Origin of the sequence: Streptomyces mesophilus (genome assembly GCF_040300965.1) — a bacterium.
In the GTDB taxonomy this organism is placed as follows: domain Bacteria; phylum Actinomycetota; class Actinomycetes; order Streptomycetales; family Streptomycetaceae; genus Streptomyces; species Streptomyces mesophilus_A.
Genome location: NZ_JBEPEW010000014.1, coordinates 60083 through 83031, shown reverse-complemented (window position 1 = coordinate 83031; position 22949 = coordinate 60083). Strand labels below are relative to the sequence as shown.

Genomic DNA, 22949 nt, shown 5'->3' with positions numbered 1-22949 from the left:
TGCGTGGGCTACTTGCCGGTGTGCAGCTTCACGTGCAGGGCGTGGATCTCTTCGGTGAGTTCGGGGACCGGGCCCTCGACGACGACGTGCGGGGCGATCGTCTGTACGGGGAGGGCGGCGACGGGTCCCGCGGGCACGCCGAGTTCCTTCAGCCACGCGGTGAGCTGGGCCGTGGACGCCACGTACACGATGCGGGCGAGGCCGACCCAGGCGTGGGCGGCCGAGCACATCGGGCAGTGCTCACCGGAGGTGTAGACGGTGGCGCCGGCCCGCTCCTCGGGCGTCATGTGCTCGGCGGCCCAGCGGGCGAGCTCGAACTCGGGGTGGCGGGTGTGGTCCCCGCCGGCCACGCGATTGCGGTCCTCGGCGCGGGCGTTGCCTTCGGCGTCGACGAGGACGGAGCCGAAGGGTTCGTCGCCTGCGTCGAGGGCTTCGGCGGCGAGTTCGATACAGCGGCGGAGATGGCGCATGTCGGTGTCGTTGACCATGGGGTCAGGGTAGGCACCCGCTCCGCCCACCGCCCAGGCGAACGGCCCGAGCCCCCACGTACGGGAACCCGGGCCGCCACCTCAACCGGCCGCGTCCGTCACGCCGCGACCGGAACCTCCGCGGACGCCGGCGCGGACGCCGGAGTCAGCGCCAGCTCCAGAACCTGCCGGACATCCGTCACCGGGTGCACGTCCAGCTTCTCCAGGACCTCGGCCGGCACATCATCCAGATCCGCCTCGTTCCGCTTCGGAATGATCACCGTCGTGACCCCCGCCCGGTGCGCCGCAAGCAGCTTCTGCTTCACACCGCCGATGGGCAGCACACGCCCGGTCAGCGAGACCTCACCGGTCATCGCCACATCCGTACGGACAAGCCGTCCCGACAGCAGCGACGCGAGCGCGGTCGTCATGGTGATACCGGCACTCGGACCGTCCTTCGGCACCGCACCCGCGGGGAAGTGGATGTGCACCCCGCGGTCCTTCAAGTCGGCCACCGGGAGCTCCAGTTCCGCGCCGTGCGAGCGCAGGAAGGAGAGCGCGATCTGGGCCGACTCCTTCATCACGTCGCCGAGCTGACCGGTGAGGGTCAGACCCGCCGCCCCCGTCTCCGGGTCGGCGAGCGAGGCCTCGACGAACAGGACGTCGCCGCCCGCTCCCGTGACCGCGAGCCCCGTGGCCACACCCGGCACCGCCGTGCGCCGCTCGGCCGGGTCCTGGGCGGACTCCGGCACGTGGTGCGGACGGCCGATCAGGTCGCGCAGATTCTCCGCGCCGACCGTGAACGGCAGCTCGCGGTCGCCGAGTTCGTGCTGCGCCGCCACCTTGCGGAGCACCCGGGTGATGGCACGCTCCAGGTTGCGGACGCCGGCCTCGCGGGTGTACTCGCCGGCCAGCCTGCGCAGCGCCTCCTCCTCGACCGTGACCTCGTCGGCGTTCAGGCCCGAGCGCTCCAGCTGCCTCGGCAGCAGGTGGTCGCGGGCGATGACGACCTTCTCGTCCTCGGTGTAGCCGTCGAGCCGGACCAGGTCCATGCGGTCGAGCAGCGCCTCCGGGATGGCCTCCAGAACGTTGGCCGTGGCGAGGAACACCACGTCGCTGAGGTCGAGTTCGACCTCCAGGTAGTGGTCGCGGAAGGTGTGGTTCTGCGCCGGGTCGAGGACTTCGAGGAGCGCCGCCGCGGGGTCGCCGCGGAAGTCGGAGCCCACCTTGTCGATCTCGTCGAGGAGCACGACCGGGTTCATGGACCCGGCCTCCTTGATGGCGCGGACGATACGGCCGGGCAGCGCGCCCACGTACGTACGGCGGTGACCGCGGATCTCGGCCTCGTCGCGTACGCCGCCGAGCGCGACCCGGACGAACTTGCGGCCCATGGCGTGCGCGACGGACTCACCGAGCGAGGTCTTGCCGACACCGGGCGGGCCGACGAGCGCGAGAACGGCACCTCCGCGTCGCCCGCCGACCACGCCCAGGCCCCGGTCGGTACGCCGCTTTCGCACCGCCAGGTATTCGGTGATCCGCTCCTTCACGTCGTCGAGACCGGCGTGCTCGGCGTCGAGCACGGCCTTGGCGCCCTGGATGTCGTACGCGTCCTCGGTCCGCTCGCTCCAGGGGAGCTCCAGAACCGTGTCCAGCCAGGTGCGGATCCAACTGCCCTCAGGGGACTGGTCGCTGGACCGCTCCAGCTTGTCGACCTCCTTGAGCGCGGCCTCCCGTACCTTCTCGGGCAGGTCGGCGGCCTCGACGCGGGCGCGGTAGTCGTCCGACTCCTCGCTCTCGCTCTCGCCGTTGATCTCGCGCAGCTCCTTGCGTACGGCTTCGAGCTGGCGGCGGAGCAGGAACTCGCGCTGCTGCTTGTCCACGCCCTCCTGTACGTCCTTGGCGATGGACTCGGCGACGTCCTGCTCGGCGAGGTGCTCGCTCAGCCACTGGATGGCGAGCTTGAGGCGGGCCACCGGGTCGGTGGTCTCCAGGAGCTCGACCTTCTGGGCGGCGGACAGGAACGGCGAGTAGCCGGAGTTGTCGGCAAGGGCGCCCACGTCGTCGATCTGCTGTACGCGGTCGACGACCTGCCAGGCGCCGCGCTTGCGCAGCCAGCTGGTGGCAAGGGCCTTGTATTCCTTGACCAGTTCGGTGACCGCGCCCGGCAGGGGGTCGGGCGCGGTGTCGTCGACCTGCGTCCCCTCGACCCACAGGGCCGCGCCGGGGCCGGTCGTGCCGGCGCCGATCTGCACCCTGCGCCGGGCCCGGATCAGGGCGCCGGGGTCGCCGTCGGCGAGGCGGCCGACCTGCTCCACGGTGCCGAGCACACCGATACCGGCGTACGTGCCGTCGATACGCGGCACGAGCAGCACGCGTGGCTTACCGGTCTGCCCGCCCGTCTCCCGACCACCACCCCTCATCGACGGGCTGCGCCCGGCCCCTGACTCCCGCGGAGCGGCGGCCTGTGCGGCCTCCACCGCGGCGCGTACATCGGGATCGTTGAGGTCGAGCGGGACGACCATGCCGGGCAGGACGACCTCGTCGTCGAGCGGCAGGACGGGCAGGGTGAGCGGTGCGGACGTCGAAGCCATGATCTCCCCTTCGGCATTCAAGTTGAGCTATGCCGACTCAATGCTTGTGCGCCGCTCGATGTTCCCCAGGGGGCGTTCGCTGTGAGCGATCACGTCGAGCGCTCGGCATGAACGGCGTCACGCACCCGGGATGACCAGGACTTTTCCTCGTATGCGGCCCGTCTCGCCGAGCTGATGGACTTCCGCGAGCCGGGACAGCGGGTACGTCCCGCTGATGTCCACGGCGACCGTGCCCGCGTCGACCAGGGCGACGAGGGCCGCCAGGTCGGCGGGGTCGTTGCGGGCGACCATGTGCAGGGCGGTCACCTCCGGCCCCGCTTCGACCGGGGTGGCGATGGAGACGATCCGGCCGCCCGGCCGCACCAGAGGCACGAGGGCCGCGGCGTCCGCGGGGCCGAGCGGGACCAGGTTGAGGAGGGTGTCCACCTGGCCGGTCAGCGCCTCGGCCACCGGCGTGACCGTGTAGTCGATCACCTCGTCCGCCCCCTGCCGCCGCACCGCGTCGGCGCTGCGGGGACCTGCCGTGGCGACCACGTGGGCGCCTGCGTGCTTGGCCAGCTGTGTGACAAGACCGCCGACACCTCCTCCCGCTCCGTTGACCAGAACGCGCCGGCCACCCGAGACCTTCCCGTGCTCGAACACGGCCTGCCATGCGGTGAGCCCGGCGACGGGCAGGGCCGCGGCGTGCGCGAGCGGAATCGAGGCGGGCGCCGGGACGAGAGCGGCGGCCGGGGCGCGTACGTACTCGGCCGCCCCGCCCGCGCCGTCCACGCGTCCGAGCACCCGGTCGCCGACCGCCAAGCAGGTGACCTCCGGGCCGAGTTCGGTCACCGTGCCCGCGACGTCCCAGCCGGGGACGTACGGCAGGTCCACCGGCAGGAAGGCCTGCAACAGCCCTTGCCGCAGGGCCGCTTCGGTCGGGTTGAACGAGGTCGCGGCGACCCTGATCAGCACCTCACCGACGGCCGGCCTGGGGCGCGGAACGTCCTCGTGGCGGATCACGGAGGGGTCGCCGAACTCGCGGATGCGGGCGGCCTTCATCATCGCGGGCTGCGCGTTCGTGGTCGTCTGCCCGGGCTGTGCGTTCGTGGTCGTCTGCCCGGGCTGTGCGTTCGTGGTCGTCTGCCCGGGCTGCGCGTTCGTGGTCGTCTGCCCGGGCTGTGCGTTCGTGGTCGTCATGACGTCGAAGCTAGGGCCGGGCACGGGAGACGATCCATGCGTACGAGTGCCGATTTCATACGCGTACGTCTCGCACCCGGCACCGCACCACCCCTCACCCACCCGTACGCTCCCCGCGTGGACGTACTCAGCGATGTACTCGCCGTGCTCCGGACCGGCCGCCCCCGCGCGGCCCATGTGCGCTGGCACGCCCCCTGGGCCCAGGAGTTCGCCTCGGTACCGGGCTCGGCCGGATTCCAGGTCGTGCTGCAGGGCTCCTGCGTACTGCTGCCGCCGGACGGCCCGCCCGTACAACTCGGCGCAGGCGACGTGCTGTTGATGCCTCACGGCAGCGGCCACACCCTGGCCGACAGCCCCGGCACACCGGTGCCCGCACCCGCCTGCACGCCGGACGACCCGCGCTACGCCACCCCGTACGCCTCCGACAGCGTCGACCCGACCGGCGGCAGCGGCCCGGCCACCGTCATCCTCTGCGGGACGTACCAACTGGACCCTCGGCGCACCCACCCGCTCCTGCTCGGCCTGCCCGAGCGGATCCACCTGCCGGCCGACGCCGAGAACGGGAGCGAACTGCGTGCGGCCATCGGCCTGCTGGCGTCCGAGCTCGGCCGTCCGCGTCTCGGCAGCGGCGCGGCGGTACCCGCGCTCCTGGAGACGCTGCTCCTGTACATCCTGCGCATCTGGTTCGCGGAGCAGCCCCCTCGAGAGGGTCCCGCCGGCTGGGCCGCCGCGCTCAACGACCCGCGGATCACGGCCGCCCTCGACGCGATCCACGGCACACCGGGCGACCCCTGGACCGTGGCCTCGCTCGCCGGGCGCGCCGGGCTCTCGCGGGCAACGTTCGCCCGTCGTTTCGCGGCGCTGACCGGGCAGCCGCCCCTGGCGTATCTCACCTGGTGGCGGATGACCCTCGCGGCACAGCTCCTGCAGACCACCGACACCCCTTTGAAGTCCCTTGCCCCGCAGGTGGGTTACGTCTCGGAGTTCGCTTTCGCCGCGGCCTTCAAGCGGACGTACGGCGTGTCTCCCGGCCGGTACCGCCGCGCTCAGGACCCCGCGCCCACGCCCGCCCCGGCGATCACGATGCGGCAAAGAATCACCCCGGGCGGCCACCGCCCCACCCCGCCTGCGTAATATGCAACCCCTAGGTTCAGCCATTACATTCGGCTGGGCGCAGAGAGCGGGGAGGGCTCATGGAGCGCACGAACGAGGACGTGAACGTACGGGAATGGGTGGACGGCTGGGTCGTGTCGCGCGGCACCGCGCCGCCGATCCCGGAGCCGTGGGGCTACACCATCCATGGCGGCTTTCCCATGCACGTCGGCCGGCACGTCCTGTCCGCCACCAACGACGACGTGCTCGAAGCCGATGTCCGCAAGGTCACCGAGTCGTCGCGCGGGATGGGCGTCCACCTCAAGGTCTTCGCCGACCCGCAGCGGGTACTGCCGTGGCTCGCGCCGGGCTGGGAGCCGTACGGGGCGGGCGACTACCTGATGGTCACGGAGCTCGAGTCGATGCCCGCACCGGAGGTTCCGGACGGATACCTGATGCACACCTGGACCCGTGGCGGCGTCGTACGCGTCCTCCTCACCGACACCGACGGCTCCTTCGCCGCGCGGGGGCAGATCGCACCGGTCGGAGCGTGCGCGGTCGCCGACCAGATCGAGACCGCCGAACAGCACCAACGCCGGGGCCTGGGCCGGATCGTGATGCACACCCTGCACGCGGCGGCTCTCGCCGAGGGCTCCACGCGCGCCGTCCTCGCGTGCACGCCCCAGGGCCGTCTGCTGTACGAGGCGGTGGGCTGGCGGATCGTGGCGCCGCTGACGAACGCGAAGTTCGTGGGCACCGGCCCGGACAAGATCACATAAACGCCTCGACATCAGGTAAACGCGTCGACGCGGCACGCGCGCCGGGGCAGGATGCCGTCCCATGGACCGGCAGAAGATCAGCGCAATCGCCCACGGCGACCACCCCATCGCGGCACCCCTGCACGACAGTTCCGTCGACCGTCTGCTCACGCGCGCCCTGCCGCGCGGCGACGAACGGGTGCTCGACCTGGGCTGCGGAGAGGCGGCCTGGCTCGTACGGGCGGCGAGTGGACGGCCCGGGGTTCGGGGCGACGGCGTCGACGTGAGCGAGGCCGCCCTGACGCGCGGCTGGTCCTGGGTCGAGGAGGCCGGGCTGAGCGGGCGGGTCGATCTGCATCTGGCGGACGCGGCCGGCTTCAGCGCGCCCCAGCCGTACGACCTGGTCATGTGTGTCGGAGCCACCCACGCCTTCGGCGGTCTGCTGCCCACCCTCGAAGCCGCGGGACAGAAGCTGGCCGAGGGCGGCAGCGTGCTGATCGGCGACGGCTTCTGGGAGCGCGAGCCCGGCGCGGCGACCCTCGAAGTGGGCTTCTCCGCCGATGAGTTCGCCGATCTCGCCACCACGGTGGACCGCGTCACCGAGGCCGGCTGGGTCCCCACGTACGCCCATGTCAGCACGCTCGCCGAATGGGACGACTACGAGTGGTCCTGGACCGGGACCCTGGCCCGCTGGGCACTCGACCACCCTGAGGACCCGGACGCGAAGGACGCCGCCGCGGCGGCCGTACAGCACCGCACCGAGTGGCTGCGGGGTTATCGCGGAACCCTCGGGTTCGTGACGATGGTGCTGCGGCGCGCGGAGTAGGCCGCGCCCTATGACCGGGCGTAGACGCGCCCTGTGGCCGGACGGAGGCGCACCTTATGACCGGACGGAGGCGCGCCCTACGACCGGACGGAGGTGCGCCCTATGGGGGACCAGGGCGCACCCTATGACCGGACGGACAGCCTCCACAGCGAGGTGATCTCCTTCGACCGCGCCTCGTACAGCGGATCGTCGCGATCGTTCGCACGTCCGTGGCGAGGCGTGGTCGTATCCCGGCCGGTCACTTCGAGACCGGCCGCCTCGATCACGTCGGCGAGCTCCGACTCTCCGCGCAGACCGAGGCGTTCGCCCAGGTCGGAGATGAGCAGCCAGGCCTCGCCGCCGGGTTCGAGATGGTCCGGGAGTCCGGCGAGGAAGCGGCGCAGGAAGCTGCTGTCCGGGTCGTAGACGGCGTGGTCGAGGCGGGTCCGTGGACGGGCGGGCAGCCAGGGCGGATTGCAGACGATCAGGTCGGCTCGGCCCTCGGGGAACAAGTCGGCCTGCTGTACGTCGACTTGGGCGCCGACCCCGAGCCGGTCGGCGTTCTCGCGCGCGCAGGCCACCGCGCGCGGGTCCAGGTCGGTGGCGACGATCCGGCCCACGCCGCGCCGGGCGAGCAGCGCCGCGAGCACGCCCGTGCCCGTACCGATGTCGAACGCGACGCGCGGCGCCCGGAGCCGGACCTCGGCGGCCAGATCCAGGTACTCGCCACGGACCGGCGAGAACACCCCGTAGTGCGGATGGATCCGGTCCCCGCCGAGCACCGGGATCTCCACACCCTTGCGGCGCCATTCGTACGCCCCGACGACACCGAGCAGCTCCCGCAGCGAGCCGGCCGCGAGGCCGTCACCGAACTCCCCGTACGCCTGCTCACAGGCCTGGGCGACCTCGGGCGCGCGCTTGAGCGGAATCGTCCAGCCGTCCTCGTACGGGATGAGCAGCAGGCTCAGGATCCGGGTGCGCCGGGCCTGTTCGCGACGCTGGAGATGGAACGCCTCGGTGAGCGTCTCCGCCTTCGGCTGCCTGCGCGGCTCGGCCCGCTTGCCGAGCGAGGCGAGCAGCTGCCGCGCCGACGGGTAGTCGCCGGTCCACAGGAGCGCGGTGCCTTCGCAGATATGGCGATACGCCGACGCCACACCGATCCGGCTGTCGGCGGTGACGACACGACGCGGCGCGGGGGTACCGCCGTCCGAGATCCAACGGGCGGAACGCACCTCGCCGTCGTCCGGGGTCCAGCTGATGGACACGGGGGCCTCTCGGGTCGGCGGGTGGGGTGGGGTCAGGATATTTGCTGCCGGCGGGCGGCGCCGCCCTGCACACCCTGCACCGCCCCGCCACAAGGACGCTTGCAACAGAATGGCCCCCATGCACGCCACGTACGAAAACCCCGACCGGACCGGAACCAGAGCCGTGCCCAGCGACGAGCCCGTCGTGCTCGACCGTCGCGACGGCCCCTACGGAGAAGTCGTCCTGCGCCGTCACGGCGATCTGCTGCAGATCATCGCCAACGGTGTCTTTCTGATGGACACCTCCGACGGGCGCTCCGAGCGCCTGCTCGTCGACGCCGCCAGGGACGCACTCCCCGAGGACCGCGCCGAGCCCTCCGTACTGATCGGGGGTCTCGGCGTCGGCTTCTCGCTCGTGCACGCCGCCGCCGACAGCCGGTGGGGGCGGATCGATGTCGTGGAGCGCGAGCAGGCCATCATCGAATGGCATCAAAACGGGGCGCTGCATGACATTTCCGGTGAGGCGCTCGCCGACGAACGCACCCGGATCGTGCAGGCCGACCTCGTCGCGTACATCCAGGGCGGCAATGAGAGATACGACGCACTCTGCCTCGACATCGACAACGGCCCGGACTGGACGGTTACCGAGGGAAACCACTCCCTCTACTCTCCGCGAGGGCTCAAAGCCTGCCGCGAGATGCTCAACTCCGGTGGGATTCTTGCCATTTGGTCCGCCCAGCCGTCCGCTGATTTCGAAGAGTCGTTGCGGAATGCCGGATTCAGCAACGTACGTACGGAAGAGATCCCCGTTGTCCGCGGCGTCCCGGACGTGGTCCATCTCGCCATCAGGGCCGCATAGCCGAGGCGGTGTAACTGCCCGTACGCTGCTGACCGACAACGCGGATCTTTGCGCGAGGAACACCGGAGTCACGGGTTCTGCGCAAAGCTCACGCGTCGGAGCAGCGACGGACAACGAAGGCGTATCCCAGGGGCGGGCCATGGAGCAGACACACACCTCCCACAACGGCACGGCTGCCACGCCGGGCGCCCAGCGACGGGTCCTGGTGGTCGAGGACGACGCCACGATCGTCGACGCGATCAGCGCCCGGCTGCGTGCCGAGGGTTTCCTAGTGCAGACGGCGTCGGACGGTCCCGCGGCGGTCGACACCGCCGAGGCCTGGCAGCCCGATCTGCTGATCCTCGACATCATGCTGCCGGGCTTCGACGGCCTCGAGGTCTGCCGCCGCGTCCAGGCGTCGCGGCCGGTGCCGGTGCTGATGCTGACCGCGCGTGACGACGAGACCGACATGCTGGTCGGGCTCGGGGTCGGGGCGGACGACTACATGACGAAGCCTTTCTCCATGCGGGAGTTGGCGGCGCGCGTGCACGTGCTGCTCCGCCGCGTCGAGCGGGCCGCGCTCGCCGCGACCACCCCGCGCTCCGGGATACTCCGGCTCGGGGAGCTGGAGATCGACCACGCTCAGCGCCGCGTCCGCGTGCGCAGCGAGGACGTGCATCTCACGCCGACCGAGTTCGATCTCCTGGTCTGCCTGGCGAACACCCCGCGCGCCGTGCTCTCGCGTGAGCAGCTGCTCGCCGAGGTGTGGGACTGGGCGGACGCCTCCGGCACCCGGACCGTCGACAGCCACATCAAGGCGCTGCGCCGCAAGATCGGCGCCGAGCGGATCCGTACGGTGCACGGGGTCGGGTACGCGCTGGAGACGCCGACGCCATGAGCGGCGCGGCCGGCTCCCGCGGCACGAGCGGCTCGTACGTACGCGACCTCTGGAGAGGCGTCATGAAGCGCCCCTGGGCGACGGCCCTGCTGTGGTGGTCGCAACTGCTCCTGTGGTGGTCCGGCACCCGGCGCCGCCGCTCCGAGACGCTGGGCCTGCGGGCCGAGCGGCTCGAGCGCAGGGCCGAGTCCGTCCATCACCGTGCCACGGCCGGGCACGCCCGCGAGGGACGGCTGCTGACCCGCCTGATGGCGTCGCTGCAGGATCTGCGGCCGTACTCCATCAAGACCAAGCTCGGCACGCTCGTGGTGATCTCCGTACTGATCACCACCGGCCTGCTGATGATCGCCATACAGACCAAGACGGAGCTGCGCTTCATCACGGTCTTCTCGGTGATCGCGACCCTCCTGATCACCCAGTTCGTGGCGCACTCGCTGACCGCGCCCCTGGACGAGATGACCACGGTCGCCCGCTCCATCTCGCACGGCGACTACACCCGCCGCGTCGTCGGCGCCGACCGCCGCGACGAACTCGGCGACCTCGCCCAGACGATCAACCGCATGGCCGACGACCTGGAAGCCCAGGACCAGCACCGCAAGGAGCTGGTGGCCAACGTCTCGCACGAGCTGCGCACCCCGATCGCCGCGCTGCGCGCCGTCCTGGAGAACGTGGTCGACGGCGTCTCGGCCGCCGACCCCGAGACCATGCGGACCGCGCTCAAGCAGACCGAGCGCCTCGGCCGGCTCGTCGAGACCCTGCTCGACCTCTCGCGCCTCGACCACGGTGTGGACCAGCTGCACGCCCGCCGCTTCGAGGTGTGGCCGTATCTCTCCGGCGTCCTGAAGGAGGCCAACATGGTCGCCTCGCAGCGCCGCGGCATGCCGTCGGGATCGGGGCGTCACACCCGTACCGACGTCCATCTGCACCTGGATGTGACCCCGCCCGAGCTGACCGCGCACGCGGACGCCGAACGCCTCCACCAGGTCGTCGCCAACCTGATCGACAACGCGGTCAAGCACTCGCCCCCGCACGGCCGGGTCACGGTCCGCGCGCGCCGCGGCGAGGCGCCGGACTCGCTCGAGCTCGAGGTCCTCGACGAGGGTCCCGGGATCCCGCGCTCCGAGTGGCACCGGGTCTTCGAGCGGTTCAACCGCGGCAGCCACGCCGACAAGAAGTCCAGCGACGGCGGTACGGGTCTGGGCCTGGCCATCGCGCGCTGGGCCGTCGATCTGCACGGTGGCCGGATCGGTGTGGCCGAATCCGCTCGGGGCTGCCGGATTCAGGTCAGCCTTCCGGGGCACCGGACGCGCGCGGAGTTGACGTAGGGTTCGAAACGGGCGCGCAAGATCTTCGAACTTCGGGTACCCGGTTCGCCTGATCGTTGTGCTGTCAGTCAAGGGTGCGAGCCGTGGGGGTCGCAGCCGGGGCTTCCGCTGCCCGGCACGGAGCGGAACCTCGCTTGTTTCCCGCCATTTCCCGCCCCGAAACACGCCTTGTGATGTGACTTACGTGACGGAAGGCCCGCCCGGTCTGCACCTCTCGGCCCGGGAGGCGTAGCCTTTATTCCCGCTGTCCATCACCTTGTGAAGCGGAAGAGGGCGGTTACCGCCGTGTCGCCACAGTCCCCCAGTAACTCGAGCACCACGACCGATCAAACGGGGCAGGGAAAGAACCCTGCCGCCGCGTTCGGACCCAATGAGTGGCTCGTCGACGAGATCTATCAGCAGTACCTCCAGGACCCGAATTCGGTCGACCGTGCCTGGTGGGACTTCTTCGCCGACTACAAGCCGGGCGGCAATGCCGCCGCCCCGCTCAAGACGGAGAGCTCCGCCTCTGCCACAGCCGCGGGGGCTGTGAGCACCACGGCTCCGGCTCCGAGCGCTCCCGCAGGCACCTCGGCGCCCGCCGCACAGGCTCCGGCCGCTGCGGCCCAGGCCCCGGCCGCCCCGGCGCAGGCTGCCGCTCCTGCGGCGCAGGCCCCGGTCCCGGCTCCCGCCCAGGCGAAGCCCGCGGCCCAGGCTGCCGCGCCCGCCGCCCCCGCCAAGCCCGCCGCGAAGCCGGCCGCCGCCAAGGCAGCCCCCGCGGAGGCCGGCCAGGGTCCCGAGCTGATCACCCTGCGCGGTCCCGCCGCCGCTGTGGCGAAGAACATGGACGCCTCCCTGGAGGTGCCCACCGCGACCTCGGTGCGCGCCGTCCCGGTGAAGCTGCTCTTCGACAACCGCATCGTCATCAACAACCACCTCAAGCGCGCCCGCGGCGGGAAGGTCTCCTTCACGCACCTCATCGGGTACGCGATGGTGCAGGCCATCAAGGCCATGCCGTCGATGAACTGGCACTACGCGGTCAAGGACGGCAAGCCGACCCTGGTCAAGCCGGAGCACATCAACTTCGGTCTGGCCATCGACCTGGTGAAGCCGAACGGTGACCGCCAGCTCGTGGTGGCGGGCATCAAGAAGGCCGAGACCCTGAACTTCTTCGAGTTCTGGCAGGCCTACGAGGACATCGTCCGGCGCGCCCGCAACGGCAAGCTGACGATGGAGGACTTCACGGGCGTCACCTGCTCGCTGACCAACCCCGGCGGCCTCGGCACCGTCCACTCGGTGCCGCGCCTGATGTCCGGCCAGTCCGTGATCATGGGCGTCGGCTCGATGGACTACCCGGCCGAGTTCCAGGGCACCTCGCAGGACACCCTGAACAAGCTGGGCATCGCCAAGGTCATGACCCTGACCTCGACGTACGACCACCGCGTCATCCAGGGTGCGGCCTCCGGCGAGTTCCTGCGGATCGTCGCGAACCTGCTGCTCGGCGAGGACGAGTTCTTCGACCAGATCTTCAAGGCGCTGCGGATCCCCTACGAGCCGGTCCGCTGGCTCAAGGACATCGACGCCTCGCACGACGACGACGTCACCAAGGCCGCGCGCGTCTTCGAGCTGATCCACTCCTACCGGGTGCGCGGCCACGTCATGGCCGACACGGACCCGCTGGAGTACCGCCAGCGCAAGCACCCCGACCTGGACATCACCGAGCACGGGCTCACGCTGTGGGACCTGGAGCGCGAGTTCGCGGTCGGCGGCTTCGCCGGCAAGTCGATGATGAAGCTCCGCGACATCCTCGGTGTCCTGCGCGACTCGTACTGCCGCACCACCGGCCTGGAGTTCATGCACATCCAGGACCCGAAGCAGCGCAAGTGGCTGCAGGACCGCATCGAGCGCCCGCACTCCAAGCCGGAGCGCGAGGAGCAGCTGCGCATCCTGCGCCGCCTGAACGCGGCGGAGGCCTTCGAGACCTTCCTGCAGACGAAGTACGTCGGCCAGAAGCGCTTCTCCCTGGAGGGCGGCGAGTCCGTCATCCCGCTGCTCGACGCGGTCATCGACAGCGCCGCGGAGTCGCGCCTGGACGAGGTCGTCATCGGCATGGCCCACCGCGGCCGCCTCAACGTCCTCGCCAACATCGTCGGCAAGTCGTACGCGCAGATCTTCCGCGAGTTCGAGGGCAACCTCGACCCGAAGTCGATGCACGGCTCCGGCGACGTGAAGTACCACCTGGGCGCCGGCGGCACCTTCACCGGTCTCGACGGCGAGCAGATCAAGGTCTCCCTGGTCGCGAACCCCTCGCACCTCGAAGCCGTTGACCCGGTCCTCGAAGGCGTCGCGCGCGCCAAGCAGGACATCATCAACAAGGGCGGCACGGACTTCACGGTCCTGCCCGTCGCCATCCACGGCGACGCGGCCTTCGCCGGCCAGGGTGTGGTCGCCGAGACGCTCAACATGTCGCAGCTGCGCGGCTACCGCACCGGCGGCACGGTCCACATCGTCATCAACAACCAGGTCGGCTTCACCGCCGCCCCGGAGTCCTCGCGTTCCTCGATGTACGCGACCGACGTGGCGCGCATGATCGAGGCGCCGATCTTCCACGTGAACGGCGACGACCCCGAGGCCGTCGTCCGCGTTGCCCGACTGGCCTTCGAGTTCCGCCAGGCGTTCAACAAGGACGTCGTCATCGACCTCATCTGCTACCGCCGCCGCGGTCACAACGAGTCGGACAACCCGGCGTTCACACAGCCGCTGATGTACGACCTGATCGACAAGAAGCGCTCGGTGCGCAAGCTCTACACCGAGTCCCTCATCGGCCGTGGCGACATCACGCTCGAAGAGGCCGAGCAGGCGCTGCAGGACTACCAGGGCCAGCTCGAGAAGGTCTTCACCGAGGTCCGCGAGGCCACCTCGCACCCGGCGCCCGCCGAGGTCCCGGACACCGAGGCCGAGTTCCCGGTCACGCTGACCACCGCGGTCTCGCAGGAGGTCGTCAAGCGGATCGCCGAGTCCCAGGTCAACATCCCGGACACGATCACGGTCCACCCGCGTCTGCTGCCCCAGCTGCAGCGCCGCGCGGCCATGGTCGAGGACGGCACGATCGACTGGGGCATGGGCGAGACCCTCGCCATCGGCTCCCTCCTCCTGGAGGGCGTCCCGGTCCGCCTGGCGGGCCAGGACTCGCGCCGCGGCACCTTCGGCCAGCGTCACGCGGTCCTCATCGACCGCGAGACCGGCGAGGACTACACGCCGCTCCTGTACCTCTCCGAGGACCAGGCGCGCTACAACGTGTACGACTCGCTGCTCTCCGAGTACGCGGCGATGGGCTTCGAGTACGGCTACTCGCTCGCCCGTCCCGAGGCGCTCGTGATGTGGGAGGCGCAGTTCGGTGACTTCGTCAACGGCGCGCAGACCGTCGTCGACGAGTTCATCTCCTCGGCCGAGCAGAAGTGGGGCCAGCACTCCGGTGTGACGCTGCTGCTTCCGCACGGCTACGAGGGCCAGGGCCCGGACCACTCGTCCGCCCGCCCGGAGCGCTTCCTGCAGATGTGCGCGCAGGACAACATGACGGTCGCCATGCCGACGCTCCCGTCGAACTACTTCCACCTGCTCCGCTGGCAGGTCCACAACCCGCACCACAAGCCGCTGGTCGTCTTCACGCCGAAGTCGATGCTGCGTCTGAAGGCCGCGGCGTCCAAGGCGGAGGAGTTCACGACGGGCGGCTTCCGTCCGGTCATCGGCGACTCGTACGTCGACCCGGCGGCGGTCCGCAAGGTCGTCTTCTGCGCGGGCAAGGTCTACTACGACCTCGAGGCCGAGCGCGCCAAGCGCGGCATCACGGACACCGCGATCATCCGTATCGAGCGTCTGTACCCGCTGCCGGGTGCCGAACTCCAGGCGGAGATCGCGAAGTTCCCGAACGCCGCGAAGTACATCTGGGCCCAGGAGGAGCCGGCGAACCAGGGTGCGTGGCCCTTCATCGCGCTCAACCTGATCGACCACCTGGACCTGGCGGTCGGCGCGGACATCCCGCACGACGAGCGCCTGCGCCGCATCTCGCGTCCGCACGGCTCGTCCCCGGCGGTCGGTTCGGCCAAGCGCCACCAGGCCGAGCAGGAGCAGCTGATGGCCGAGGTGTTCGAGGCGTAGTCTCCGCATCTCGTACGGCTGAAGGGGCCGCACTCTCCACGGAGGGTGCGGCCCCTTGGCGTGTGCTGTTCTACCTCCCCGCGAGCGCCTCCGTGGGCGCCAGACGCGAAGCCCGTACGGCGGGGTAGAGGCCGGCCAGGGCGCCGATCACGAGCGTGGCCAGGACGCCGCCCACTCCGGCCCACAGCGGGACCGTGACCGGCCACCCCTGGTAGACGGCGTATCCGCCGGTGACGGCCACCCCGAGCAGGGCGCCGCCCAGGCCGCCGAGTGCGGACAGGAGCAGGGACTCCGCGAGGAACTGGGTGCGGATCTGGCCGCGCGTGGCCCCCAGGGACCTCCGCAGTCCGATCTCCGCGCGGCGCTCCAGGACCGAGATGACCATGGTGTTGGCCACCCCCACCCCGCCCACGAGCAGGGCCACCGCGCCGAGTCCGAGCAGCAGACCGGTGAAGGCCTCCCCTGCGGCCTTCTTCGCCGCGAGGGCGTCCGAGGGGCGCGAGACGTCGACCTCGTTGGGCGCCGAGGGGTTGGCCGTCGCGCCGAGCACGGCCTGTACCCCCTCCACGTCGGCGTCCTCGGCCCGCACGTACAGCGTCGTCGCGTGTCCGTCGAAGCCGAGCTCTGACGTGGCCACGGGCCAGCCGATCAGGGCGGCCGTGTCGAGTTCGGGTGCGAGCTGGGGGGGGGCGTGGATGCCGACGACCGTGAACAGGCGGTCCCCGATGAGGACTTGGGTGTCGGGCGTGGCACGACCGATGCCGAGGCGTTCGGCCGCCGTCGCCCCCAGGACCACGGCCGGGTAGCGGCCGGTGGCGGCGTTCAGCCACGTACCGCTCGCGAGGCGCGCTCCCGTCGTGGACCGCAGATCCGTGCGGGCGGCGTACGCGGACAGGCCGCCCGTCTCCACTTCGGGGATCTTGGAGCTGCGGTAGACCTTGGCGCTCGGCAGCTTGCCGATCGCGGAGACGGAGGTGACCGGGCCGATCCGGGCCGCCATCTCCTCGGCGGAGTCCGGGAGTTGGGCGGCGTCGCCCGTCATCGTCGAGCCCGGTGACGCGGTCAGGAGGTTGGTGCCGAGCGCCGCCAGCGTACGGTCGAGACCGGCCTGCGAGGAGGCCGAGATGCCGACCACCGCGACCATCGCCGCGATTCCGATGGCGATGCCGAGTGCCGACAGGAAGGCCCGCAGGGGGCGGGTGCGCAGGCCCACGGAGCCGACCTTGACCACATCGCGCGGGCGGAGGCGGGCCGGACGCAGGGGCGGTCGGGCGGTGGCGCGGGGGCCCTCGAGTACGGAGGTGCTCATGAGGCCGCCCCCGCCAGGGCCGCGGCGCTGCCCGGACCATTTGGGCCACCCGGGCTGCCTGGGCTGCCCGGACTGCCCGGGCCACCCGAACCGGCCGAGTCGCCGACGATGCGTCCGTCGCGCATCCGTACCTGCCGCGGCAGGCCGTCGGCGAGCTCCCGCTCGTGCGTGATGATCACGACCGTGGTGCCGGCGGTGTGCAGTTCCCGCAGGAGCCGCATGATGCCCGCGCCGGTCACCGAGTCGAGTGCGCCGGTCGGTTCGTCCGCGAGCAGCAGCGCCGGGTCGCCGGCGACGGCCCGTGCGATGGCGACGCGCTGGCGTTCGCCGCCGGACAGTTCGTGCGGGGCGTGGTGGAGGCGGTGGCCGAGACCCACGCGCCGCAGGACCTCGGCGGCGCGGCGGCGGCGCTCGCGTACGCCGAGTCCGCAGTAGAGCAGCCCGTCGGCCACGTTGTCCCAGGCCGAGGTGGAGGCCGCGAGGTGGAACTGCTGGAAGACGAAGCCGATACGGGCCGCACGCAGGGCGGAGAGCCCGGTGTCCGACAGGTCCCCCACGTCGTATCCGTCGATGCGCACCTGTCCGGAGGTGGGCCGGTCCAAGGTGCCGAGGATGTTGAGCATCGTGGACTTGCCGGAGCCGGACGGGCCGACGATGCCGACGAGTTCACCGGCCGCGATCTCCAGGGAGACCTTGTCGAGTGCCGTGACCCCGCCGGCGTACGTCTTGGTGACCTGCTCGAGCAGGATCATGGAGTCGCCGTGCGTCACTTCGGCACCCCGACCTTCGTGCCCGCGGCGATCCCGTCGCCGGAGATCTCCACCCGGCCGTCCGCGAACAGACCGGTCGTGACGGGGACATAGGAGGTCGTGGAGCCCTTGACCACCTCCACGCCGAACCCGCCCTCCGCGAGGGCGAGCAGGGCCGCGACGGGCACGGTGAGGACGTTCTCGCGGGTCTCGGCGGTGAAGTCGACGTGCACGGCGGCCAGGGCGTAGGCGTCGGCCGCCTTGCGGCCCTTGGTGTCGGTGAAGGCGACGACGACCTCGATCTTCGTCTCGGGGTCCTGGCCCTGGGCCTCGGCCGGCTTGATCACCGTGGTGACCTCCTCGACCTTGCCCTCGGCCAGGCTGTCGTCCGGCAGCCGTACGGCGACCTTCGCGCCCTCCTTGGCCACCTGCTCGTCACCCGCGTCGAGTTCGGCGGTGACGGCGCGCTCGGTCCCGGTGTACGCGAGCACCTCGGCGCCCGGCTGGAGCGCGTCACCCTTGCGGGCGGCGAGGGAGTCGATGCGTACCGCCCCGTCGGCGAACACCACCTGGCCGAGCGGCACTCGGCCCGTCTCGTCGAGGCCGCGGTCCTCCTGCCAGTCGCGTACGGCATCGGCCGTGCCCGAGGTGAACTCCTCGTCCACGGTGAAGCCCTCGTAGCCGAGCGCGTCCAGGTTCTTCTCCAACTGCTCGACGTCCGGCCCCTCGACGCCCTCCCTCAGATCGCGGTACGCGGGCGTCGAGCCGTACATGAGCGTCACGGGCGCACCGTCCACCGCGTACAGCGTCTTGCCGCGGGTGATCCGGTCGCCGGTGTCCGGTCCCGCGGTGAGCGTGCCGGGCTTGCGGGTGGCGGCCGTGCTCGCCGCCCCGTAGCCGAGCTGACCGTCCACCGTCTCGGTGTCCTTCAGGGTCTGCCGGGTGACCTCGGCGGTCGCGGGCGGCAGGGTGCTCCGCTCGGGGCCGCCCTGCTCGGCGCCGCCGAGGCCGAGGGCGGCGGCGGTGACGGCGCCCGCGGTGGCGAGCACCGCCACCGCGACGGCCAGGGCGAAACCACGGCGGCGGCGCGGGCGGACGGGTTCGAGGGCGTGGGCGAAGCCGTCCTCGGGGGGCTGCCCGGTGGGCGCCTCGGCGAGCCGCGCGGCGGACTCCTCGGCGGGCCCCCCGGCGGACTCCTCGGCGGGCGGTCCGGTAGGCCTGTCCGTGGTCAGCTCGTGGGGCTGCCCGGTCGCCTCCGTAGCTCCCTCCTCGGCCTGCCGCCGGGCGGCCTCCCCAGCGCTGTCCTCGGCCGGCCGCCCGCCGGTCACCTCCGCGTTCTCCACCACGGACTCCCCCATCAGCTCTTCCCCTGCGTCTTGAGATCGCCGCCCATCAGGTCCTGGCAGGCCTCCTGCGCCTTGTCGAAGTCCGGGTCCTCGGCGACCTCCTTGCCGATCCGCAGACCGCCGTCGGAGGGGTCGGGGAAGGCGTCGACGCCGTTCTTGCGCATGCACTGCGCGTACTCGCGCATCTTCTCGGCGCCCGGTCCCTTGCCGCCTTGGCCCTGCGGCTGGTACTTGCGGCAGGCCTCCATCGCCTTGTCGACGGTCGCCTTGGGTATCGAGCCGTCCAGCTTCATCCGGATGCCCTGGCCCGGCTCCGGGTCGTCCATGGGCACACCGTTCTCGCGCATGCACGCCGCGAACTTCATGCCCTGCTCCTGCGGGTCGAGCGACGGCGTCGCCGATGCGCCGTCCTTCTTCGCCCCGTTCGCCGAGGCCACACCGCCGCCGTCGCTCTCCGAACCGCAGCCGGTCAGCGCCAGTGCGAACACCAGCGGCAGCGCCGCCAGCACACCGCGAGCCTTCCTGCGCATCACGTCAACTCCCTTGCCTCACGCGGCCGTCGGTCACGGCCGCAGATGAGGGCGATGCAACGCTGCGGGGCGTTTCCCGGTGGTTTCCGTTTCCTGTGGGGCGCGGGCGTCGACTTCGCGGGTCGCGGGGGCCGATCGCTGTGGGGCGCGGGCGTCGACTTCGCGGGTCGCGGGGCCGGTCTCTGTAGGGCGCGGGCACCCGTCCCTGTCCGACGCGGGAGCCGATTGCTCCGGAGTGCGAGGGCCGGACATTGACAGCCTGCGCTCACGCCGAGGAAACAGGCCCTTGGCCACCATGTCCCCGGACAACACACAAGGAGTCGGACATGAGGGTCCTGGTGGCCGAGGACGAACAGCTGCTCGCCGACGCGATAGCCCAGTGGCTGCGCGAGGAGGCGCACGCGGTGGACGTCGCCTACGACGGCGCTGCCGCCCTGGAGCGCACCAGCGTGCACGCGTACGACGTGGTGATCCTCGACCGCGACCTGCCGGGGGTGCACGGCGACGACGTGTGCCGCGCCCTCGCGGAGGCGGAGGAGGGCGCGCGGGTCCTGATGCTGACCGCGGCGGCGGACATCCGCGACCGGGTGGAGGGCCTGACGCTCGGCGCCGACGACTACCTCACGAAGCCTTTCGCGTTCACCGAGCTGGCCGCCCGCGTCCTGGCGCTCGGCCGCCGCTCACGGCCCGCCGCACCCGTGGTGCTGCGCCGCGCGGGCCTCACCCTGGATCCGGCCCGCCGTGAGGTGTTCAGGGACGGACGCTACGTACCGCTGTCGCCCAAGGAGTTCGCGGTGCTCGCCGAACTCCTGCGGGCGAACGGCGCGGCGGTCTCGGCGGAGCAGCTCCTGGAGAAGGCCTGGGACGAGCACGCCGATCCGTTCACGGGAGCGGTGCGTCTCGCCGTGCTCAAGCTCCGCCGCAAGCTCGGCGAACCCCAGGTGGTGGAGACGGTGGCCGGGGCGGGGTACCGGATCCCGTGAAGGCGCCCCGGCGGCTCGCCCGCATCTCGCTGCGCACCCGTCTCACCCTGGTCTTCGGGCTGCTGTTCCTGCTGGCCGGGATCGTGCTGCTCGGCACGACGTACGGGCTGTTCCAGCAGCAACTGCGCAGTGGCGGTACGAAGTTCGTGTCCATGCTGGGGAAGGACATACGGGAGGCCGAAGACGCCCAAGACGCCGAAGACAAGGAGCGGCGCACCGCGGACGAGGGCGACGAGGGCGAGAGCCCGCGCGACCAGAAGCGCTACGCCATCACCCCCGAGGGCGACGTCCTCACCGGCGCGGCCGCCGACCGCTGGATCAAGGCACAGCAGGCCCGGGTGGACGACGCCGCGTCCACCTCGCTCCTCACCCAGGGCGGTATCGCCCTCCTTGTGGTCGGCGGTGCGGCCGCCGGCTTCGGCTGGCTGGTCGCGGGCCGCGTCCTCGCGCCGCTGCACCGCGTCACGGACACCGCGCGCCGGATCGCCGCCGCGCCCGCGGCCGACCGTGGGCTGCACGAGCGGATCGCGCTGACCGGCCCCGTCGACGAGGTCAAGGAGCTGGCCGACACCTTCGACACCATGGTCGAGCGCCTCGACCGCTCCTTCGACGGCCAGCGCCGCTTCGTCGCCAACGCCTCGCACGAGCTGCGCACCCCGCTCACGCTCGGCCGCGCGCTGGTCGAGGTGGCCATGCACCGGCGTACGGCCTCCGAGGACGTGAAACAGCTCGGCGAGAACCTCCTGGAGATCAACTCCCGGCACGAACGCCTGATCTCGGGCCTGCTGCTGCTCGCCGACTCCGAGAACGCGATCACCGACCGGCATCCGGTCGACCTCGCGGATGTGGCGGTCCATGTCGTCGCCCAGGTGACGGACCAGGCACGGGCCGCGGGGGTGGCGGTGCGCGCCACGACGGACGAGGCACCGACGGCGGGCGACGCCCTGCTCCTCGAGCGCCTCGTCCACAACCTGGTGGAGAACGCCGTACGGCACAACGCCGCCGCGGACGGCTGGGTCGAGATCACGACCGGTACCCGGACCGACGGGCGGGCGGAGGTGCGGGTCGCCAACTCGGGCCCGGTGGTGCCCCCGTACGAGATCCCGCGCCTGTTCGAACCGTTCCGCCGCCTGGGGGCGGAACGGGTGGCCTCCGCCAAGGGCGCGGGGCTCGGCCTGTCGATCGTCCGCTCCATCGCGGGGGCACACGACGGGGAGGTCCGGGCAGAGGCGCGGGCGGAGGGCGGACTTGTGATGACGGTGGTGCTGCCGGGCGGGGGCTGAGTGCGGGTCGGAATCGCCCGGTACGCGTGCGGAGGGCCGGGCACGGGGTCGTCAGTCAGCGGTACGCGTGCCGGGCTGAGCATGAGTCCGGGGCGGTACGCGTGCGGAGGGCCGCGCGCGGTCCGGGCCACCGGGACGCGTGCGGAGCCGGCCCGCGCAGGACCGCCTCTCCGCGCCCGCCGCCCACGGTCCGGGTCCCGCCGCCGCGGCTCTCCCGCCGGGCCGGGCGCCCGGCCCGGCGGCCGTCAGGACGGCCCGCACAACCGTCCTATCCTGGTCCCATGTACTTCACGGACCGAGGCATCGAAGAGCTGGAGAAGCGGCGGGGTGAGGAAGAGGTCACCTTCGAGTGGCTGGCCGAGCAGCTGCGCACCTTCGTGGACCTGAACCCCGACTTCGAGGTGCCGGTCGAGCGCCTCGCCACCTGGCTCGCCCGCCTGGACGACGAGGACGACGAGTAGCCGTACGGCCGACGGCCCGGTCGCCTCGCGGCGGTTCAGTCGCGGGCGCGCACCGTGTCGTACGCGAGGCCCAGCGCCCCGTTGAGAAGCAGCACCGCACCGGCCACCGCCCAGCCGGAGCTGCGCCGGCGCACTCCGTAAAGGACGGCAGGCAGTCCCGCGGCCAGCTGCAGTCCGCCCAGTGCCCGCGCCCGCGGCCCCCGCATCCAGGTGCCGAGCCGCCCCCGCTCCACCACGTCGAGTTCCGCGCTGACCGCCTCGCGCCATCCGGTCCACTGCACCTGTTCCACGTCGGGCAACGCCGCGGCCGCGGAACGGAGTTCGCCCGAGTGCAGCCCCGGCGCGAGCCCGGACGGCAGCGTCAGGCCCGCGCGCCCGAGCACCGCGAGCAGCCCCAGCATCCGGGCCCGGCCGTCCGCGTCCGAGTCGGGGCGCGTGAGCGCTTCGAGGGCCTGCATATCCAGTACGGGGTCGAGGCCGAGGCGCCCGACGAAGCTGCTCAGGGCCTCCTCCTCGCCCACGGGCGTGCCGTTCGCCAGCCATACGTAGCCGACCGTGCGGCGGAAGCCGGAAGCGAGCGTGAAGCCGGTGCCGCCCTCGTCCCACCACAGGGCGAGCGTCGGCCAGGGCGTCGCGACCGCAAGTGCCGAGGCCCAGCCGCGCGCGACCCGGTCGACCTGCTCGGCACCGTCAAGCCACGGCCTGCCCTCGGGAACGAGGACGCTCCACCCGGGCCCGGCCTGCGCGAGCAGCATCCGCTCGCGCAACAGCTGGGCCGCGGGGCCCACAGCGGCGGGGTCGGAGCGGCACAGGAGCAGGGCGCCGGAGCTACCGGGATCGGCGGACATGCCCTCACGGTAGGGGAATTTGCCCTGGTTGGCGCGCCTTTGGGGGCCCGATCGGCGCACCCCGGCACCCGCCCCCTAGGGGCGCCCCCCACCCGTAAATCAGGTC

Annotated in this window: 19 protein-coding genes; 10 read left to right on the top strand and 9 right to left on the bottom strand. The window is 71.8% G+C overall.

Annotated features, from left to right (window positions below):
• Positions 1-8 precede the first annotated feature (8 nt).
• From ABT367_RS08195 to ABT367_RS08185, 3 genes are all read right to left on the bottom strand, one after another.
• Complete coding sequence (locus tag ABT367_RS08195) at positions 9-488, bottom strand: nucleoside deaminase (protein ID WP_352250793.1); 480 nt, start codon at positions 486-488, stop codon at positions 9-11.
• A gap of 98 nt (positions 489-586) precedes the next feature.
• Positions 587-3058, bottom strand: a complete 2472-nt coding sequence (gene lon / locus ABT367_RS08190) for an endopeptidase La (protein ID WP_352250791.1) — start codon at positions 3056-3058, stop codon at positions 587-589.
• Between the two features lie 117 nt (positions 3059-3175).
• Positions 3176-4237, bottom strand: a complete 1062-nt coding sequence (locus ABT367_RS08185; RefSeq protein ID WP_352250789.1) for an NADP-dependent oxidoreductase — start codon at positions 4235-4237, stop codon at positions 3176-3178.
• Between the two features lie 117 nt (positions 4238-4354).
• Here ABT367_RS08185 and ABT367_RS08180 point away from each other — a divergent pair, with 117 nt between their 5' ends.
• From ABT367_RS08180 to ABT367_RS08170, 3 genes are all read left to right on the top strand, one after another.
• On the top strand, positions 4355-5371 hold the full coding sequence (locus ABT367_RS08180; RefSeq protein ID WP_352250787.1) for an AraC family transcriptional regulator: 1017 nt from the start codon (positions 4355-4357) through the stop codon (positions 5369-5371).
• 59 nt (positions 5372-5430) lie between these two features.
• Positions 5431-6108, top strand: coding sequence for a GNAT family N-acetyltransferase (locus ABT367_RS08175; RefSeq protein ID WP_352250785.1), 678 nt, complete (start codon positions 5431-5433; stop codon positions 6106-6108).
• A 61-nt stretch (positions 6109-6169) separates the two neighbouring features.
• A complete protein-coding gene (locus ABT367_RS08170; protein ID WP_352250783.1) occupies positions 6170-6913 on the top strand; it encodes an SAM-dependent methyltransferase in 744 nt (247 codons plus the stop codon).
• A 122-nt stretch (positions 6914-7035) separates the two neighbouring features.
• Here the strand turns inward: ABT367_RS08170 and ABT367_RS08165 are convergent, their stop codons facing one another.
• Positions 7036-8157, bottom strand: a complete 1122-nt coding sequence (locus ABT367_RS08165) for a class I SAM-dependent methyltransferase (RefSeq protein ID WP_352250781.1) — start codon at positions 8155-8157, stop codon at positions 7036-7038.
• 118 nt (positions 8158-8275) lie between these two features.
• On the opposite strand from ABT367_RS08165, the gene ABT367_RS08160 reads away from it, so the two are divergent.
• The 4 genes from ABT367_RS08160 to ABT367_RS08145 all read left to right on the top strand — a co-directional run bounded on the left by ABT367_RS08160 (position 8276) and on the right by ABT367_RS08145 (position 15334).
• On the top strand, positions 8276-8995 hold the full coding sequence (locus tag ABT367_RS08160) for a spermidine synthase (protein ID WP_352250779.1): 720 nt from the start codon (positions 8276-8278) through the stop codon (positions 8993-8995).
• Between the two features lie 139 nt (positions 8996-9134).
• Positions 9135-9872, top strand: a complete 738-nt coding sequence (locus ABT367_RS08155) for a response regulator transcription factor (protein ID WP_165334738.1) — start codon at positions 9135-9137, stop codon at positions 9870-9872.
• A gap of 248 nt (positions 9873-10120) precedes the next feature.
• Positions 10121-11197, top strand: coding sequence for a HAMP domain-containing sensor histidine kinase (locus ABT367_RS08150; RefSeq protein ID WP_165334749.1), 1077 nt, complete (start codon positions 10121-10123; stop codon positions 11195-11197).
• A 285-nt stretch (positions 11198-11482) separates the two neighbouring features.
• A complete protein-coding gene (locus ABT367_RS08145; protein ID WP_352250777.1) occupies positions 11483-15334 on the top strand; it encodes a multifunctional oxoglutarate decarboxylase/oxoglutarate dehydrogenase thiamine pyrophosphate-binding subunit/dihydrolipoyllysine-residue succinyltransferase subunit in 3852 nt (1283 codons plus the stop codon).
• A gap of 70 nt (positions 15335-15404) precedes the next feature.
• On the opposite strand, the gene ABT367_RS08140 is transcribed toward ABT367_RS08145, so the two are convergent.
• Genes ABT367_RS08140 through ABT367_RS08125 form a run of 4 tightly spaced genes read right to left on the bottom strand, consistent with a single transcriptional unit; the run spans position 15405 to position 19268 of the window.
• The gene (locus ABT367_RS08140) at positions 15405-16643 is read right to left on the bottom strand and encodes an ABC transporter permease (protein ID WP_352250775.1); all 1239 of its coding nucleotides are present in this window, start codon (positions 16641-16643) and stop codon (positions 15405-15407) included.
• Positions 16640-17395, bottom strand: a complete 756-nt coding sequence (locus ABT367_RS08135) for an ABC transporter ATP-binding protein (protein ID WP_352250814.1) — start codon at positions 17393-17395, stop codon at positions 16640-16642. Before ABT367_RS08135 ends, ABT367_RS08140 begins: the two co-directional genes overlap by 4 nt.
• 14 nt (positions 17396-17409) lie before the next feature.
• Positions 17410-18750 (bottom strand): peptidoglycan-binding domain-containing protein, encoded by a 1341-nt coding sequence (locus ABT367_RS08130; RefSeq protein WP_352250773.1) that lies wholly within the window; start codon positions 18748-18750, stop codon positions 17410-17412.
• Positions 18750-19268 carry a hypothetical protein gene (locus ABT367_RS08125; protein WP_352250771.1) on the bottom strand — a complete coding sequence of 173 codons (519 nt, stop codon included), beginning with the start codon at positions 19266-19268 and terminating at the stop codon, positions 18750-18752. The genes ABT367_RS08130 and ABT367_RS08125 overlap by 1 nt, the downstream gene beginning before the upstream one ends.
• Before the next feature lie 326 nt (positions 19269-19594).
• On the opposite strand from ABT367_RS08125, the gene ABT367_RS08120 reads away from it, so the two are divergent.
• The 3 genes from ABT367_RS08120 to ABT367_RS08110 all read left to right on the top strand — a co-directional run bounded on the left by ABT367_RS08120 (position 19595) and on the right by ABT367_RS08110 (position 21995).
• On the top strand, positions 19595-20251 hold the full coding sequence (locus ABT367_RS08120) for a response regulator transcription factor (protein WP_352250769.1): 657 nt from the start codon (positions 19595-19597) through the stop codon (positions 20249-20251).
• Positions 20248-21534 (top strand): sensor histidine kinase, encoded by a 1287-nt coding sequence (locus ABT367_RS08115; protein WP_352250767.1) that lies wholly within the window; start codon positions 20248-20250, stop codon positions 21532-21534. Before ABT367_RS08120 ends, ABT367_RS08115 begins: the two co-directional genes overlap by 4 nt.
• 281 nt (positions 21535-21815) lie before the next feature.
• On the top strand, positions 21816-21995 hold the full coding sequence (locus ABT367_RS08110; protein ID WP_003992906.1) for a DUF6104 family protein: 180 nt from the start codon (positions 21816-21818) through the stop codon (positions 21993-21995).
• Positions 21996-22030: 35 nt separating this feature from the next.
• On the opposite strand, the gene ABT367_RS08105 is transcribed toward ABT367_RS08110, so the two are convergent.
• Complete coding sequence (locus ABT367_RS08105; protein WP_352250765.1) at positions 22031-22843, bottom strand: hypothetical protein; 813 nt, start codon at positions 22841-22843, stop codon at positions 22031-22033.
• Positions 22844-22949: the final 106 nt, after the last annotated feature.

Bases quoted from the DNA above. Each gene is read 5' to 3' on its own strand.
- ABT367_RS08195 (WP_352250793.1), bottom strand. From the start codon at position 488: ATGGTCAACGACACCGACATGCGCCATCTCCGCCGCTGTATCGAACTC.
- lon (WP_352250791.1), bottom strand. From the start codon at position 3,058: ATGGCTTCGACGTCCGCACCGCTCACCCTGCCCGTCCTGCCGCTCGAC.
- ABT367_RS08185 (WP_352250789.1), bottom strand. From the start codon at position 4,237: ATGACGACCACGAACGCACAGCCCGGGCAGACGACCACGAACGCGCAG.
- ABT367_RS08175 (WP_352250785.1), top strand. From the start codon at position 5,431: ATGGAGCGCACGAACGAGGACGTGAACGTACGGGAATGGGTGGACGGC.
- ABT367_RS08170 (WP_352250783.1), top strand. From the start codon at position 6,170: ATGGACCGGCAGAAGATCAGCGCAATCGCCCACGGCGACCACCCCATC.
- ABT367_RS08160 (WP_352250779.1), top strand. From the start codon at position 8,276: ATGCACGCCACGTACGAAAACCCCGACCGGACCGGAACCAGAGCCGTG.
- ABT367_RS08155 (WP_165334738.1), top strand. From the start codon at position 9,135: ATGGAGCAGACACACACCTCCCACAACGGCACGGCTGCCACGCCGGGC.
- ABT367_RS08150 (WP_165334749.1), top strand. From the start codon at position 10,121: ATGGCGTCGCTGCAGGATCTGCGGCCGTACTCCATCAAGACCAAGCTC.
- ABT367_RS08140 (WP_352250775.1), bottom strand. From the start codon at position 16,643: ATGAGCACCTCCGTACTCGAGGGCCCCCGCGCCACCGCCCGACCGCCC.
- ABT367_RS08135 (WP_352250814.1), bottom strand. From the start codon at position 17,395: ATGATCCTGCTCGAGCAGGTCACCAAGACGTACGCCGGCGGGGTCACG.
- ABT367_RS08130 (WP_352250773.1), bottom strand. From the start codon at position 18,750: ATGGGGGAGTCCGTGGTGGAGAACGCGGAGGTGACCGGCGGGCGGCCG.
- ABT367_RS08125 (WP_352250771.1), bottom strand. From the start codon at position 19,268: ATGCGCAGGAAGGCTCGCGGTGTGCTGGCGGCGCTGCCGCTGGTGTTC.
- ABT367_RS08120 (WP_352250769.1), top strand. From the start codon at position 19,595: ATGAGGGTCCTGGTGGCCGAGGACGAACAGCTGCTCGCCGACGCGATA.
- ABT367_RS08110 (WP_003992906.1), top strand. From the start codon at position 21,816: ATGTACTTCACGGACCGAGGCATCGAAGAGCTGGAGAAGCGGCGGGGT.
- ABT367_RS08105 (WP_352250765.1), bottom strand. From the start codon at position 22,843: ATGTCCGCCGATCCCGGTAGCTCCGGCGCCCTGCTCCTGTGCCGCTCC.